Raw genomic sequence first — 14,271 nt, forward strand, 5'->3', positions numbered from 1 at the left:
TCATCGCCGAGGGCGTCGAGGACGAGGCGCAGCTGGCTTTTCTCAAGAACCACAATTGCAACGAAGGCCAGGGATTCCTGTTCAGCCACCCGGTGAGTGCGGCGCGGATGCAGGCAATGCTGGGGACGCGCGGACCTGGCTGAACGGATGCGCGGCGCCATGCATTGATGTCGATGCCATGCCCGGCTTTCCTTGCTAGCCGCAGAAAACCGCGGGGCTCACGCCGGACCGTTCAATCAGTTGCCCGAGGTGCGCAGTCGGTTATGGCTGCGGCTGCGCGCATGCACTGGAAAACGCCAGTGCGACCATCGACCATCTTCAATTGGCAGGTTGCAGTCGCCGTACAGCTTCCGGGACAGAATTGGCGAGCAGCAATGTGGTTGCCCATGACGTGGAGAACGCGTGCAAGGACAGGGAGGCCTGCCATGCGCAATAGCCGGCACCGTGAAGGAGATGCGCCTGCACGCGCTCATCGTCGTTTGAGACAGGCCTGCTCGCGGTCATAACAGAAGATCTCGCTGTAATGCGTATGAAATGTGCGTTTTTGAGATGTATTTCTTGAAATCGCCATGTACAGGCAAGGCGCAGCGTAAGATCGGTGATTAACCTGCCGAAAGGCGTCCTGTGCAAGCCCTCGTCCTATTGGTTGAAGAAGACCGCATGATGCGCAAAACGATTTCCGATATGCTCGAAGCGATGGACTGTCGAGTCCTTGGGGTCAATGCCCTCGAGCGCGCGCGTAGGGTGATGAGCGCTATTGCGTTCGATGTCATCATTGGCAATGCATGGTCATCGACAAGTCTTGAACTGAGCTACGCTGCGGCAGCAAAGACCATGCAATCGAACGTCAGGCTCATTCTGGTGTGTGCTGATTCCCTCTCCCAGTGCCTATCTGCTTCGGTAAACGCTTTCGTCGTCAAGCCATTGTTGCTTGAATCACTCGGCGACGCACTGACAGCAGTATTGCGCAAGCTGCATTAGCCATGGAACCCTGCGTCGAAGTCCGTCGGAATACGCACTGCCAGATGCTGGTGGACGTTGGAATCGTCCTCGCCCGCGCACATGGCTTCGATTACGCGCGCGCCTTCATGGAGGAGATGCATATCCCGCAGAACGTCATAGCACGCGTCCTTTCGGGAAGCACGCGCCGAATGATGCACCTTCAGCTGCCGCCAGTTGCTCATGCAGGAGACCAGGTGGCGTTGAGCAGCTGAAGTTATATCGGCTCGGACAATTTCTCGACGAGGCTCGTGTGCGGTACAGGCGGTGTCATAAATCTTGCCTGGCATGGACGCTGCGTTCGTGGACACGGCTGCCGTCCCAGCCTTGGCCGTAGACCCACTCGGCCACGACGTGTGCACCGAGATCGTCGATACAGCCACCATCGAGGTGTACTGTCAATGGTGGACAGGTCCGTCTCAAGCGGCCGGTCTCGCCTTGTTGAGATTCTCGGCCAATGAGGCTGGCGATACCTGGCCAAGGCGCGAACTGCGCCGCTGGCGATGGTATAAGCTCTCGCTGTACTGCCTGATTGCTGATTCTGCATTGGCCGGTCCGGCGTATCTTTGGTGACGAATCATTTCGTTCCGCAGGCTGCCCTGGACGCTCTCGACCGGCGCGTTACCGTACCAGTTTTCCATGCACGACATGCAAGCCTGCATGTTGAACTGCGTGTTTTCTATAAAGAATCTTATTGCTGGCGCAACTTCTCGGCTTTCTTGACCTTCTTGTCGGCCTTTTTTTCCTTTGGCGTCTTGGCGGGTTCTTTTTTCGTGGATTTCTTCGCTTCCTGACTTTTGCTCATGATGTGCTCCGGTTAATTAAGGCGCTGCTGCCATGCTATGGAACATCTGGGACCAGGACAATCCTGGGCAATGCGCTTGAAAACGTGAAGCGAACAGATAGCCTCATGGGCGGGATACCGGTATGCACCAACTGCGCAGTGATAGCGTGATACCGACATCGTTTTAACCACACTCCCTGGCATGCGTCGTCCGGGACCGCCGTATCCTGCTCAAGCGGACCCTGCATCCATTGCCGCGGCAACGCTAGGCAAACATGCTGTCGTCTTGCGCAGTGACGCCAACTGCCGGCACGTCGCCCCCGGTCAGGGCGACCGGACCTGGCCAAATCGTCCTGCTGCCAGATCACGCTCGAACGCAGCAACCCATGCCGTTGCGTCGCCAGTCGGATACCCCCTGTGCTGCGCAATCGACTTGCGACGGATGTCGACGTAACCCTTGAAGGGATACAATTCATCACTACCCGGATCAGTGGTGTCGACTTCATGCAGTTCGAAATCGGCAGGATCGCAAGACCATGCTCTCAGCACGTCCGCATACCGCAGCATCTCGTCAGGCTCGATCAGTTCCATGACAGCTCCTCGATCATCGTGACCATGAATCCATGCTAGCACGATGCAGCATTGCCGTCGCCGCGGCTGCGTGCCGATGCCCCTGCAGGCGCCCTGGCCATGCGTCCGGACCATGTCACGCGTGGCGGCGACAGGACGAGCCGGCCGCACCACGCGCGACAGCGTATGCTTTTATCGCGTCCGCAGCGCAAGGGAGTAGACTGGGTTCGCAAGGTCACCAGAATGCGCTCCCGCCCACGGAAACTTCCTTTCGCGGCAGGCCAACAGCGCACTCACCGGTGGCCGTCACAGCCCGCACGCTGCGGGCCGTATGGGCATGCATCAGGGGCGTCGACGCTGCGCATACGCGCTAATTGCGGCGAGACGACAGCCGAAGGTCGGCATGCTTGCCTCAATCACCGCAGGAGACATCATGCGACACATCTTACGAGCGGTTTTCGACGACCATGCCAGGGCCCAGCAGGCACTGGATGCATTGCTGCGCGCCGGACACCCTGGCGCGCATACGACGCTGGTCAGCATACCGGGCAGCTGGCCGGCGCGAAGCGCTGGCCGATACCGGTCTGCCTGTTGGGCCGGCAGCCGCGATCTGCCCGCTGCGCGGCATGTCGTTCGTTGCAGCGACCATCCTGCGGGCCAGGCCAGCGGGTCTGGTCCGCCTGCCAGCCACGTCCTGACGCTGGTGACGGCGTCGGACGCTCAGGCACAGCGGGCTGCGGCGCTGGTGCCGGTCCTGATCGACCTTCCTGCAAACGACAGCACACCAGGCGCAGCCTGTGCGAACCCGGACATCGCGCCGATGCGCTACCGGCGCCACGTTTGCGTCCGGGAGATGCCGCACGACCCGCCTGGCCATGGCCAGTATCCCGGTCTGCGCACTGCAGCGGCCACGTTGGCGGACAGAGCACCGCGCCCGGGTCCGGTGATAGACGCAGGCCGATCGCAGGGCAAGTCACCCGGCAGCGCCTTGCCCTGGAGAGCTGCCGCCAACCTGCCCGACGGCGCCGACGCTTCGCACACGGCATACCGCTTCGGCCGTGACATGCATGAGAACGATCGTTACCGCAACCGTTCATGGAGCGAGGCCAACGGCGACCTGAAGCTGCGGTGGGAAGAATCGTCCCCGGATGGGACGCACTGGGCTGCGTCGGCAATGGCCGTACACACCGGCTGGAACAGCATCAGTCCGGAAATCGATGACGACAGCTATCGCCGCACTCACTGGAACAGCCGTTATGCCGCCAGCGCCATGCCGGTCTCGCCAGCCGCGCCGTCCGATACGGGCGGACCCGCCCCGGCACCGGCGGCCGACTGGAAGCGACGCCATCCCGGCCAACTGCCGCCCTGGGCAGCCTTTGTCGATGCGCTGATGCATGGCTGGAGCAGGATCACGATCGGAATCGCGATGAACGAGGACGACGAACGACGGCGCCGCGCGAGCACCCGGCCACGGCGGATGTGAATGGGTACGACCTCGGGTAAAAACAAGGCAAACGGGCTGCCTCAGGCGTTCGCGGACCGCGCGTGGACGAGGCAGGGGCAATCAGCGTGACCATGGCAGCGGCGCGGCGGGAGCGGATGCGCCGGCCGCTACGCGCTGGCTTCGGGCCCGGTCGACCTGGCACCGCCGGTCACGCACCGGTCGAAGCCGGCCCCGATCGAGCAAGCCTGCGCCCTGTTCGCACACCAGCGCGACGCGGTTCTGAAATTCGCAATCACGATGCAAGTACAACCGGGCGGACGCCTCAACGTATCGGCGCCTCCGACAAGGAGCACAGCGTAGGTGCAACCGTGCTGCGCAACCTGATCGACGGCGGCTTCGAAGGCCCGATCTATCCGGTCAACCCGAAGCACACGATGCTGGCCGGCCTCACCGCCTACCCGAGCGTCGCTATGCTGGGCACGGCACCCGAGGGCGCAAAGGCTGCCGCTTCGCATACCGGCGCCCTGGCGGGCGCCGACGACGTATATGACGCGGCGATCAGGCGCGCCGGCATGTTGCGGGTGCTGTCGACCGACGACCTGTTCGACGCGGTACAAACCCTGGCGCATGTGCGGCCGACCGGCGGCGAACGCCTGGCGATCCTGACCAACGGGGGCGGCCCCGGGGTCATGGCGACCGATGAACTCGTATGTAACGGCGGCACGCTGGGCGTGCTGGCTGCGGCGACGCCGTGACGCAGACGCGCGCCATGTTCTCCGATGCCGGCATTCCAACCTTCGATACTCCGGAAGACGCGGTACATGCTTCTTTGCAGATAGTCCATTACCGCCGCGCCCAGGATGTGCTGATGCAGGTGCCGCCTGCGGCGCCTGGCGATCTTGCTGTCGAAGCGATGCGCCAGCGCCTGTCGCGCCTGCAGCCGGAGGCGCGACTGCAGGGGTTTTCGGTCCAGCCCATGGTGCGGCGTGCGCAGGCGCATGAGTTGATCGTGGGCGTCACGACCGATCCGGTGTTCGGGCCGGTCATCCTGTTCGGACAGGAAGGCGTGGCGGTGGAAGTAAGCGCCGACCACGCGGTCCTGCCGCCCCTGAACATGGTCCTTGCGCGCGACATGGTCTCGCGAACGCGCATATCGAAGCTGCCGTCGGGATACCGCAATCGTCCGAAAGCCGATAGCGACGCGATCTGCCGCACCCTGATCCAGGTGGCCCAGCTGGTCATTGATGCACCCGAGATCGCGGAACTCAACATCAATCCGCTGCTGGCCAACGCCCAAAGGGTGATTGCGCTCGACGCCCGCATGCGGGTGACCGTATCGCCGATATCAAGGCGCCCCTGTTCCTGCCGGCCGGCGAGCAGGACGATGTCACGACGCCGGAACAGCTATTTCGCGCGGCGGCGCTGGTTGGTACGGCGCCCGCGAAGATCGTCCAGAAGCTTGTGCCGGGCGGGCATATCGGCTTGTTCATGGGGACCCAGACCTTGCGCATCGTATGGCCTGGCGTGACGGACTGGATCCTGAGGAACCCGTAGAACGGCGCGCCTGCCCGCGGCCCCGATCGCGCTAAAAGGCCGGCCGGACCAACCGGGCGCCGCCCTGTGGTGCGACACGTGCGCGATTTTATGCATGTAAATACTTTTTCCAGTTCGTCCCGTGCGGCCTGAAAAGAGCGCATAGTCGTCTTGTTCGCACGGTCCCTTCGAGATCCTGCATTCGAGCAGCGAGTCGCTGCCCCTTCCCTGGTACGCCAGGAATCCCCCGCCAGTTGTACTGACAGTGAGCGTACTGCGTACGGCTCAACTGAAAGGTAGCTCATGTTTCCATTTACTCAATCCGTCAATCCGGCCCTGCGATCGCACCTCGACTCGCAGCTCGCCTTTTTCAACGATTTGTCGCAGTCGCTGTCGTCGTCGTTTCAAAGTGTATGCCAGGCGAATTTCAAGCTCGGCCGGGACATGCTGGAGGAGTCCCTCGGCGCTGGACGGCGCATGCTGGCAAACGGGCAAGGCAGCGCCGTGGCCGGCACAGTTCTGCCGGATGGCAAGTCGGCCACCGAACAAATGTACACCTACCGGCAGCATATCTCCCATATTGCGGCAGGATCGCAGGTGGATCTTGCACGCGTCACCGAGCAGCATGGCCGGGAAACATCCCGTACGGCTCAGGCACTGGCGGACGAGGTGACGCGGGTCGCTGCGGACCAGGCCGGAGCCAGCGCACGCCAGAAATAACACCGGCTTGATCATCAGGAGTCATCGTGAAAACCAACCCAGCGGGCATGCCGGCAAGTGCGGCACATCGACCATTCAGGTACGGCAAGCCAGGTCGGTGCCGGCGACAGGATCATGCGCTCGACTGCCGCCATGCTTGATCAGGCGCTGTGCACTGCCATGCTGTCGGGAAGCTCGCGGTTCGCTGTGGTCGTCACCGACCCGGATGGCTGCCTGGTAAATTACAACACCGCAGCAGCGACCTTGTTTGGCCTGCACGATGGATTCGTCGGCACCAGTCTCGGCTGTATTTTCACTGACCGCCAACGACAATCAGGCCTTCCAGAGAGCGAAATGCGGCGGGCGCTGAACCATGAAGGCGTGGCGGAAACGCGCCCGTGCCGTCATGTAAGCAGAAGCGGCGACAGTTGGGTCGAAACCGAATTGACAGCGCTTTTCGATGGCGCCGGACTGCACATCGGCTTCATGCGCATTGCGCAAGATGTACATGAGCGTTACCTGAACGAGGAAGCCATACGCGCTCACGCAGGCACCGATCAACTGACCGGATTGCTGAACCGCCGGGTGTTCTACGAAAAGCTCGACCAGTGTGTGGTAGCAAATGGACGCGCAAACAGTTTCGCGATCCTGCACCTGATCGACCTCGACCTGTTCAAGCAGATCAACGACACCCTCGGCCATGCAGCCGGCGACGAGGTGCTGGGTGCAGTCGCAGCCCGGCTCAGGAGCGTGACCCGCGATTCGGACTATGTCGGGCGCCTGGGCGGAGACGAATTCGCGGTCCTGCAAACAGGGGCGCATTCCTTGCTTGACGGGAGCTATCTGGCGCACAAGCTGGTGGCCTCGTTCCGGGAGCCGATCCGTCTTGCCCATCATGAGGTGTCCGTATCGGTCAGTATCGGCATCGCAACGGCACCATGCGACGGCCAGTCGGCTGCCGAACTGCTGCGCAAGGCCGACCTCGCACTGTATCGCGTCAAAAGCGATGGCCGTGACAATTACCGCTACTTCACCCAAACCCTGGACGACATGGCGAAACGTCACCGCGAGCATATCGCGGCATTGCACGAAGCAGTGCAACGACGTCAGTTCCACCTCGAGTACCAGCCGATCGTGTCCACCGGCGACGGCAGCATCCATCGTGCGGAAGCGCTGCTGCGCTGCGATCACGCGGCGTTGAAGGACTTGCCGATCGTAGAGGTACTGGATTTGTTGCGCCATAGCGGTACGATGCCCGAGGTGAGCCATTGGATCATCGGGCAAGCCTGTCGCGATGCGCGCCAATGGTTGTCGCAGGGGCACGCTCCCATGCGCGTCGCCGTCAACCTCTGCGCGCGCGAGCTGTCCACCGCCGGCATCGTCCAAATCGTCGAAGCAACATTGCGCGAATACGGCCTGGAACCGGAGAGCTTGTCGGTGGAGCTGACCGAGCATGATCTTTTCGACAGCAAGGGAGCCGGCTTGCAAGTGCTGTGCGCGCTGCGCGCGATGGGCGTGTCGATTTCGCTGGATGACTTCGGTACTGGTTTCGCCTCCATGGGATACCTGACGTCGCTACCGCTCGACGTGCTCAAGCTCGACCGGAGTTTTATCGCCGGGCTGCCCGACGATGCCGTTTCTGCAAAAGTCGTCAGCGCCATCGTGGCCCTGGCGCATTCGCTTGGCCTGCGTGTGGTCGCCGAAGGCGTCGAGACAGCCCGCCAGCGCGACTACCTGGTCGAACGCGCTTGCGACGAGCTGCAAGGCTTCCTGATCTCGGCCCCGCTCACTGCCGCCGAATTGAGTCACTTCCGTACGCACTGGGCGCCGCATCAACACCGGTGCTGGGGTTGACGCGCCATCTGCCGGCACAAACGCCCATGTGCTGCGGCAGCGCGCGTCAAGTTTCGGGCGCCGGGATGCGGTTCGTCAGCGCTTCGCCGCGCTCGAGCGCGCTGATGCTCTCGAGCGTTGTCTGCATGATCTGGCCGACAGCCTCCACTGTGAAGAAGGCTTGGTGGCCGGTAACGATCACGTTCGGAAAAGACACCAGACGCTGGATCACGTCATCCGTGATGATGGTAGAGGACAAATCCTGGAAGAACAGGCTGGCCTCCTGCTCGTAGACGTCGATCGCCAGGCCGCCCAGCTGGCCGGTCTTCAACGCCGCAATGGCGGCCTCGGTGTCGATCAGGCCGCCGCGACTGGTGTTAACCAGGATGCTGCCCCGCTTGGCCCGCGCCAGCGAGGCGGCGTCGACAATATGATGGGTGTCTTCGTTCAAAGGGCAATGCAGCGACACGACGTCGCTGCAGTCGAGCAGCGCATCGCTATCCACATAACGCGCCCCAAGCGCCTCGAAGCCGGGATTCGGATACACGTCGTGTCCGACAACTGTACAGCCAAAACCGAGCATGATGCGCGCGAAGATCATGCCGATCTTGCCGGTGCCGATCACCCCGACCGTCTTGCCGTGCAGATCGAATCCCATCAGCCCGTCAAGATCGAAATTACCGTCGCGTGTGCGCACGCTGGCGCGCGCGATTTTACGGTTCACTGCCAGCAGCAGACCGACGGCGAATTCGGCGACCGAATGGGGCGAATAATCCGTCACCCGCACGACGTCGATGCCAAGGCGCGCGGCGGCAGCGGCATCGATGTGGTTGTAACCGGTCGACCTCGTTGCAACCAGCCGGGTGCCCTGCCGGGCCAGCAGGTTCAGCACTTCTGCATCGACATTGTCGTTCACAAAGACGCAGACTGCTTCGCAACCGGTCGCCAGCACTGCGGTAGCGGGAGTCAGACGGTCTTCAATGAAGCGCAGTTCGTGTCCGGCGTGCGTATTTGCCCTGGCCAACATGGTCTTGTCGTAGCGCCGTGCGCTAAATACCGCTGTTTTCATTCGAGCTCCCAGTGACGGTCGGATTGGCTGACCCAAGAATACCTGCTGCAGCTAGAATGGTTTCAACTCTTTTCGAGAAAGTCCGCCATGCTTCCGGACCTCGCCCTGTTTTTTACCGGACAACCCTTGTTTGCCTTGTTCCTGGTGATCGCGGCTGGCTATCTGCTCGGCGCAGTGACGGTCAAGGGGATTTCACTAGGCGCCGGCGCCGTGCTGTTCGTCGGCCTGGCCATTGGTGCAGCCGTCCCCAAGCTATCCTTGCCGCCCCTGCTCGGCAACCTCGGCTTGCTGCTGTTCTTGTATGGCGTGGGTATTGCCTACGGCGCCCAATTCTGGCGCGGCCTCACCAGCGCAGAAGGCGCCAAGTCGAACCTTGCCTCTGCGGTGGCGGTTGGATGCGCATTGGCGTTAACGTTGCTGATAGCGAAATGGTCTTGCGCGCTGGGCCTGGGCGAGGCCCTGGGCGCCTTTGCCGGCGCCGGGACCAGCACCGCGGCGCTGCAGGCCGCATTGACCGATTTCGGCAACGCGCCCGCCACCGGGTATTCGGTGGCCTACCCGCTCGGGGTTGCCGTGCCAATTTTGATCCTTGGACTGTACAATGCGATACGCAAACCGGCCATCGCACAAGCTAGCGCTGCAGCATTGCAAATTGCGGAAATCGACGTCGACGAATTCAGCGTGCTCAATACAACCCTGGGCGAGGCGGGCAGCCGGCTGCCTGCGGGAATTTCGATCGCCGCCATCCGCCGTGGACATCGCAACCTTGTCGCGGACGATGCGATGCGTATCGAGCCTGGCGACGTGCTGCTGCTAACCGGAATCGACCCGGAGCTCCTGCACGACGCGGCCACCCGCTTTGGGCGCGCCCATCCGGGCAGGATGTTGCGCGATCGCAGTGACCTCGACTACGAGCGCTTTTTCATCTCGAACCCGGCGCTCATCGGCAGGAGCATCGCCTCCTTGGCGCTTCCTTCCGAACTCAATGCCCGCATCCTCCACCTGCGTCGCAGCGACGCCGACCTGCCGATCACTGCGCAGCGCATGCTGGAAGCTGGCGACCGCATCGGGGTTCTGGCGCCACGCGCCAGCTTTCCCGCCCTGCGCCAGCTGTTCGGCGACTCGGTTCGCAGCACCGGCGAGGTCAGCTATATCGGCATTGGCGTCGGCGTCACACTGGGACTCGGCTTCGGGGCCATTCACTGGCCGCTACCGCTGCTGGGGCAGTTTTCGCTCGGGTTTGCGGGACTACTGCTGATGGCGCTGTTGCTGGGCTGGCGCCGCCGTACCGGGCCGCTTTATTGGGCGATGCCGATCTCGGCCAACCTCGTACTGCGCAATTTCGGCCTTACCCTCTTTCTTGCGGTCGTCGGCCTGTCCTCGGGCGCCACGTTCGCGGCGACGATTGCGCAGGACGGCTTGCTGTATCTGCTGCTCGGCAGCGCCATCGTGGCGACGCTGGTGGTGGTGACGATGACGATCGCGCTAGGGGTGTTCCGCCTGCCCTTCGACAGCGTTGCAGGCATCGTGGCTGGCGTGACCGGCAATCCGGCGATTCTCGGATTCGCCAACAGGATTGCACCGACCGATCGTCCCGATATGGGCTACGCCATGATTTTCCCGTCGATGACAGTGTTGAAGATTCTGCTCGTCCAGCTGGCCGGGGTGTGGGGGAACTAAGTGATGCGATGTTACCGTGACTCCCTATTTCCAGGACATGCCAGATGTGGAGTATGGAGGTTGATCGCTACCAGTTCACTGGACACTGATGTGTCGTAAATTAGTGAAAAAATTACGAACTATCAAAGCAAATCGCCGGCAAATGCCGGCGACAGACTTGTTCTGATTTTGATCAATGCCCGATCCCGGACATAAGATATGCTGGAGGCGAGGACGGGAGTCGAACCCGTCTACACGGCTTTGCAGGCCGTATTCGCACTAATAAAATCAAAGATTTAGTCGAGAACCGCACTTTTCACCGCTTGAGTTCGCACAGATGACATTCTGAGCTCCAGCAGAGACTATTTCGCAAGCTGCAGCTATGGACTCTCTTTAGAAATACTACTTCATCAAGCGGGCCCAGTGATGATGGTACTCAAGCCCGGCGGGCTCCGACTAGATGAGCTAAATGAGCGCTGAGCCTTGCACTGCTACCGTAAGCGGACTAGGTGCTTGCCCTAGTCCCAATTTGGGACTAAAATCGGCGCATGCGAGTTCTGTCCCTGCCCACGCTCCGGGCCTTCTACGAGCGACCTGAACATGCCGACGCCAAAGAGGCACTCCTTACCTGGCATGGCCACGTCCTCAAGGCCAAGTGGCAGACGCCGGCGGACGTCAAGGCCGACTTTGGCACGGCAAGCATTCTGAAGGACGGACGCGTTGTCTTCAATATCGCCGGCAACAAGTACCGGCTGGTTACATCCATCAACTACCCGTACGGGATCGTTTTCGTGAAGTTCGTCGGCACGCATAAACAGTACGACGCCATCGATGCACAGACTATTGAGGGACATTATGGACATTAAGCCCATCCGTACCGACGCTGACTATCACGCAGCGCTTCGTGAAGTCGAGTTGCTCATGACTGCCGAGTTTGGCACGCCGGAAGGTGACAGGCTGGACGTGCTTGCAACCCTGGTCGAAGCCTACGAGTCAAAGCACTTTCCCATGGAAGTCGCAGACCCGGTCGAAGCCATCAAATTCCAGATGGACCAGAAAGGTCTCACTGTCAAGGATCTCGAACCGATGATCGGCCGCTCCAACCGGGTTTACGAGGTGCTTAATCGGATTCGCCCTTTGACACTTCCGATGATCTGGAGACTGCATAAAGGACTTGGCATACCCGCTGAAGCGCTAATTCAGCCACCCAAGCGTACTGCTGCTGTGTAGCCGTTCAACACGGGCACTAGCAGTCAATTTTCAATTGAATACATCTCACTATTTGCCAAGCTGGGCGCTGCCACTGGGCTGGTGGTCGAGCCGTTCGCACTCGGCGCGCTGGCCCGCCGCTTGGAGACCATGACTCCCGCGCCACTAGGCCCGGCGACCGGCGGCTGAACGCCGGCCGGCTCAGTCGGCCCCGCCGATCACGAACCGGTCCCGGTACAGAGCTACGAATTCGTCGAGCGAGGTCAGAGGGATGCCCCAGGCGCGCACCGCATCGAGGTCCACCCGGTAACCTTCGACGTTGCGCCAGGCCTGGTTGGAAACGACCCCGGCGTGGTTACTCCTGGCCAGGGCTTCCTCTTCGGAGAGTGACACGGCGCTGACCCGGCGGCCGGTCCCGCGTGCGATACTGGCTGCGACTTCGTCCATGGTCAACGACTGGGCAGCAAGATCGATTTCCTTGCCGTGGAACCGATCCGGGTCGCCAAACGCGGCCGCGGCGAAGGCGCCGATGTCCCGTGCGGCGATCCAGTCGGTGCGCGTGCCGGAGGCGATAGCGGTTTCGAAGCGACCGGTCTTGCCGAGCGAGGCAAACATGAACTGCGCCACCGGCGCCACCAGGTTCTCCATCATCATGGCCGGCTTGAGGATGACGTAGCGCTCGAAGCCACGCTGCCTGACCGCTTCGTTCACCGCCGCCTTTGCCAGCCAGTACGAGCGCTCCCAGCGCCCTTCACGCCAACCGGCAAACTGTTCATGGTCGCCCGCGCGCGCCACCGAGGTGTGGACGAACATGTCGACGCCGGTGCGGAACGCGGCGTCGACCAGGGCTTTCCCGGCCCGGGTTTCGGTATCGAGGTCGCCCGGGTGGGTTGGCGTCTGCACCGAGAATACGCCGCTGGCGCCGGCCAGCGCGGCGTCGAGGCTGGCCATGTCATCGAAGTCTCCCCGTACGACCTCGACACCTGCCGCCGCCAGCGCGCGCGCCTTGTCCGAATCGGGGTTGCGGGTCATCGCTCGCACGGCGCGTCCGGCGCCGAGCAGGGAGCGGACCACGGCGCCGCCCTGCGTTCCCGTTGCACCCGTCACGAGGATGATATTGCTGCTTGCGTGAGACATTGGTCACCTTTCATGATCATGCCGGCGGTACGGCGCCGAATAGCGGTGCGACGCCAGCAGTTCCTTTTTGTAAGTGGCTTACAATAGAGCACTAAAGAAACCAACGCAAGAAGGCACAATTTTGTCAGTCACGAACACTGCTGTTACCCCATCTTCGCCGGAGTGCCCGGGAAGCGCGCCTCTGACCGCGGTGCTGGACCGGATCGCCAACAAGTGGGCCATCATGGTCATCGGCGCGCTGTCGAAAGGGCCGATGCGCTTCAATGCCATGGCACGCCACATCGAGGGCGTGTCGCAACGCATGCTGACGCTGACCCTGCGCAATCTGGAGAAGGACGGGCTAGTCACAAGAACCGTCTATCCGACAATTCCGCCAAGGGTCGAGTACGAACTCACCAAGCTCGGGCGCACCCTGATTGGACCATTAACCGTCCTGTACAAGTGGGCGCAGGCGAACACCGTCGAGATGGAGGCGGCCAGGGCCGCCTACGATGCGCGCCACAAGGATGAATGATGGACGTGGCGCCCCTGACTCGCATGCGTGACGACGCCTTCCCGGGTGCGCCGGCAGCAGCGGCCGGCGGCGGGTCATGGCGCGCCCGGTTCGCCCCCCGAAAAACGGCCACGCCCAGTCCAGCAAGGCGTCCGGCGCCTCTTCGGGAATAGTGGCCGCAAGGCAGCGCAGCACCGCGCACGTCGGCGCAACTTGGCGCCATTCGCGCAGAGGATCGAAACAGCGTCCCACCACGCCCTGCCCGCCCCACAAGGCCAGCAATCGCATGGCCAGCCGCCGACCCGCGGCGCGGTCGGCGCGATCATGCGCGAGGTCGATGCCGGCCGAGACGCGGTAATCCTGGCAGATGCCATGCGCACTGCCGGGCAGCGCCATGTAACGCCGGTATTCGTCCAGCGCGCGCGGGTCGAACGGCGCCAGGCCGCTGCTGCGCCGGCCCATGACATCGACGATGTAGGGTGCGGACCGGGCTCGATCAAGCGCTCCCGCAGCGGCGCGAATGGATCAGGAAAAGCCAGTGCCTGTAGGCCCGCGCGACCCCTCCCAAAGTCTGCCCGTAATCGCTAGCGCTGGCGGGATGCCGAGCAGCGCGAGGTGCATCGCCACAAGATTACCAGCCACGTAAGAGTCGTAGAGGCTCAAAAAATCGCTGACTAAAAGCAAATCGCCGGAAACTGCCGGCGATAGATTTTTTCTGATTTTGATCAATGTCCGATTCTGGACATGAGATAAGCTGGAGGCGAGGACGGGAGTCGAACCCGTCTACACGGCTTTGCAGGCCGTATCGCGCTCATGGAATCAATAATTTAGCGGAGAACCGC

At 62.1% G+C, this 14,271-nt stretch carries 13 protein-coding genes and 1 pseudogene; 10 read left to right on the forward strand and 4 right to left on the reverse strand.

The genetic code is table 11. The features are described 5' to 3' along the window. The first annotated feature begins 660 nt into the window (after positions 1-660). A complete protein-coding gene (locus RTQ83_RS23480) occupies positions 661-981 on the forward strand; it encodes a hypothetical protein (protein ID WP_312520252.1) in 321 nt (106 codons plus the stop codon). 1,126 nt (positions 982-2,107) lie between these two features. Here RTQ83_RS23480 and RTQ83_RS23485 read toward each other — a convergent pair. Further along, a complete protein-coding gene (locus RTQ83_RS23485; RefSeq protein ID WP_312520255.1) occupies positions 2,108-2,374 on the reverse strand; it encodes a hypothetical protein in 267 nt (88 codons plus the stop codon). 412 nt (positions 2,375-2,786) lie between these two features. On the opposite strand from RTQ83_RS23485, the gene RTQ83_RS23490 reads away from it, so the two are divergent. The 5 genes from RTQ83_RS23490 to RTQ83_RS23510 all read left to right on the forward strand — a co-directional run bounded on the left by RTQ83_RS23490 (position 2,787) and on the right by RTQ83_RS23510 (position 7,883). Next, positions 2,787-3,836, forward strand: coding sequence for a hypothetical protein (locus RTQ83_RS23490; RefSeq protein ID WP_312520258.1), 1,050 nt, complete (start codon positions 2,787-2,789; stop codon positions 3,834-3,836). 329 nt (positions 3,837-4,165) lie between these two features. After that, a complete protein-coding gene (locus RTQ83_RS23495) occupies positions 4,166-4,552 on the forward strand; it encodes a hypothetical protein (protein ID WP_312520261.1) in 387 nt (128 codons plus the stop codon). 14 nt (positions 4,553-4,566) lie between these two features. Then, on the forward strand, positions 4,567-5,325 hold the full coding sequence (locus RTQ83_RS23500) for an acetate--CoA ligase family protein (RefSeq protein WP_312520264.1): 759 nt from the start codon (positions 4,567-4,569) through the stop codon (positions 5,323-5,325). A gap of 308 nt (positions 5,326-5,633) precedes the next feature. Continuing rightward, entirely contained in the window at positions 5,634-6,050 is a 417-nt protein-coding gene (locus tag RTQ83_RS23505; protein WP_312520267.1) for a phasin family protein, read from the forward strand. Positions 6,051-6,164: 114 nt separating this feature from the next. Beyond that, positions 6,165-7,883 carry an EAL domain-containing protein gene (locus tag RTQ83_RS23510; RefSeq protein WP_312520270.1) on the forward strand — a complete coding sequence of 573 codons (1,719 nt, stop codon included), beginning with the start codon at positions 6,165-6,167 and terminating at the stop codon, positions 7,881-7,883. Between the two features lie 46 nt (positions 7,884-7,929). Here the strand turns inward: RTQ83_RS23510 and RTQ83_RS23515 are convergent, their stop codons facing one another. Beyond that, a complete protein-coding gene (locus RTQ83_RS23515) occupies positions 7,930-8,931 on the reverse strand; it encodes a 2-hydroxyacid dehydrogenase (protein WP_312520272.1) in 1,002 nt (333 codons plus the stop codon). A gap of 87 nt (positions 8,932-9,018) precedes the next feature. Here RTQ83_RS23515 and RTQ83_RS23520 point away from each other — a divergent pair, with 87 nt between their 5' ends. The 3 genes from RTQ83_RS23520 to RTQ83_RS23530 all read left to right on the forward strand — a co-directional run bounded on the left by RTQ83_RS23520 (position 9,019) and on the right by RTQ83_RS23530 (position 11,820). After that, entirely contained in the window at positions 9,019-10,611 is a 1,593-nt protein-coding gene (locus RTQ83_RS23520) for an aspartate:alanine exchanger family transporter (RefSeq protein WP_312520275.1), read from the forward strand. Positions 10,612-11,138: 527 nt separating this feature from the next. After that, positions 11,139-11,456, forward strand: a complete 318-nt coding sequence (locus RTQ83_RS23525; protein WP_312520277.1) for a type II toxin-antitoxin system HigB family toxin — start codon at positions 11,139-11,141, stop codon at positions 11,454-11,456. Beyond that, positions 11,446-11,820: a transcriptional regulator gene (locus tag RTQ83_RS23530; protein ID WP_312520280.1), complete on the forward strand. Its 375-nt coding sequence runs from the start codon at positions 11,446-11,448 to the stop codon at positions 11,818-11,820. Before RTQ83_RS23525 ends, RTQ83_RS23530 begins: the two co-directional genes overlap by 11 nt. Positions 11,821-12,000: 180 nt before the next feature. Here the strand turns inward: RTQ83_RS23530 and RTQ83_RS23535 are convergent, their stop codons facing one another. Continuing rightward, positions 12,001-12,936 carry an NmrA/HSCARG family protein gene (locus RTQ83_RS23535; protein WP_312520282.1) on the reverse strand — a complete coding sequence of 312 codons (936 nt, stop codon included), beginning with the start codon at positions 12,934-12,936 and terminating at the stop codon, positions 12,001-12,003. 121 nt (positions 12,937-13,057) lie between these two features. On the opposite strand from RTQ83_RS23535, the gene RTQ83_RS23540 reads away from it, so the two are divergent. Then, complete coding sequence (locus tag RTQ83_RS23540; protein ID WP_409456148.1) at positions 13,058-13,450, forward strand: winged helix-turn-helix transcriptional regulator; 393 nt, start codon at positions 13,058-13,060, stop codon at positions 13,448-13,450. A 102-nt stretch (positions 13,451-13,552) separates the two neighbouring features. Here the strand turns inward: RTQ83_RS23540 and RTQ83_RS23545 are convergent. Beyond that, positions 13,553-14,044: pseudogene (locus tag RTQ83_RS23545) on the reverse strand (alpha/beta hydrolase); the annotation flags it as partial. Between the last annotated feature and the right edge of the window lie 227 nt (positions 14,045-14,271).

The sequence above is a fragment of the Massilia sp. genome, assembly GCF_031995545.1.
Lineage (GTDB): Bacteria > Pseudomonadota > Gammaproteobacteria > Burkholderiales > Burkholderiaceae_D > Telluria.

What these genes read in the sequence shown, in the direction of transcription:
- RTQ83_RS23535 (WP_312520282.1), bottom strand. Translation starts at nt 12,936, where the DNA reads ATGTCTCACGCAAGCAGCAATATCATCCTCGTGACGGGTGCAACGGGA.
- RTQ83_RS23525 (WP_312520277.1), top strand. Translation starts at nt 11,139, where the DNA reads ATGCGAGTTCTGTCCCTGCCCACGCTCCGGGCCTTCTACGAGCGACCT.
- RTQ83_RS23530 (WP_312520280.1), top strand. Translation starts at nt 11,446, where the DNA reads ATGGACATTAAGCCCATCCGTACCGACGCTGACTATCACGCAGCGCTT.
- RTQ83_RS23500 (WP_312520264.1), top strand. Translation starts at nt 4,567, where the DNA reads ATGTTCTCCGATGCCGGCATTCCAACCTTCGATACTCCGGAAGACGCG.
- RTQ83_RS23485 (WP_312520255.1), bottom strand. Translation starts at nt 2,374, where the DNA reads ATGGAACTGATCGAGCCTGACGAGATGCTGCGGTATGCGGACGTGCTG.
- RTQ83_RS23510 (WP_312520270.1), top strand. Translation starts at nt 6,165, where the DNA reads ATGCGCTCGACTGCCGCCATGCTTGATCAGGCGCTGTGCACTGCCATG.
- RTQ83_RS23515 (WP_312520272.1), bottom strand. Translation starts at nt 8,931, where the DNA reads ATGAAAACAGCGGTATTTAGCGCACGGCGCTACGACAAGACCATGTTG.
- RTQ83_RS23520 (WP_312520275.1), top strand. Translation starts at nt 9,019, where the DNA reads ATGCTTCCGGACCTCGCCCTGTTTTTTACCGGACAACCCTTGTTTGCC.
- RTQ83_RS23490 (WP_312520258.1), top strand. Translation starts at nt 2,787, where the DNA reads ATGCGACACATCTTACGAGCGGTTTTCGACGACCATGCCAGGGCCCAG.
- RTQ83_RS23505 (WP_312520267.1), top strand. Translation starts at nt 5,634, where the DNA reads ATGTTTCCATTTACTCAATCCGTCAATCCGGCCCTGCGATCGCACCTC.
- RTQ83_RS23480 (WP_312520252.1), top strand. Translation starts at nt 661, where the DNA reads ATGATGCGCAAAACGATTTCCGATATGCTCGAAGCGATGGACTGTCGA.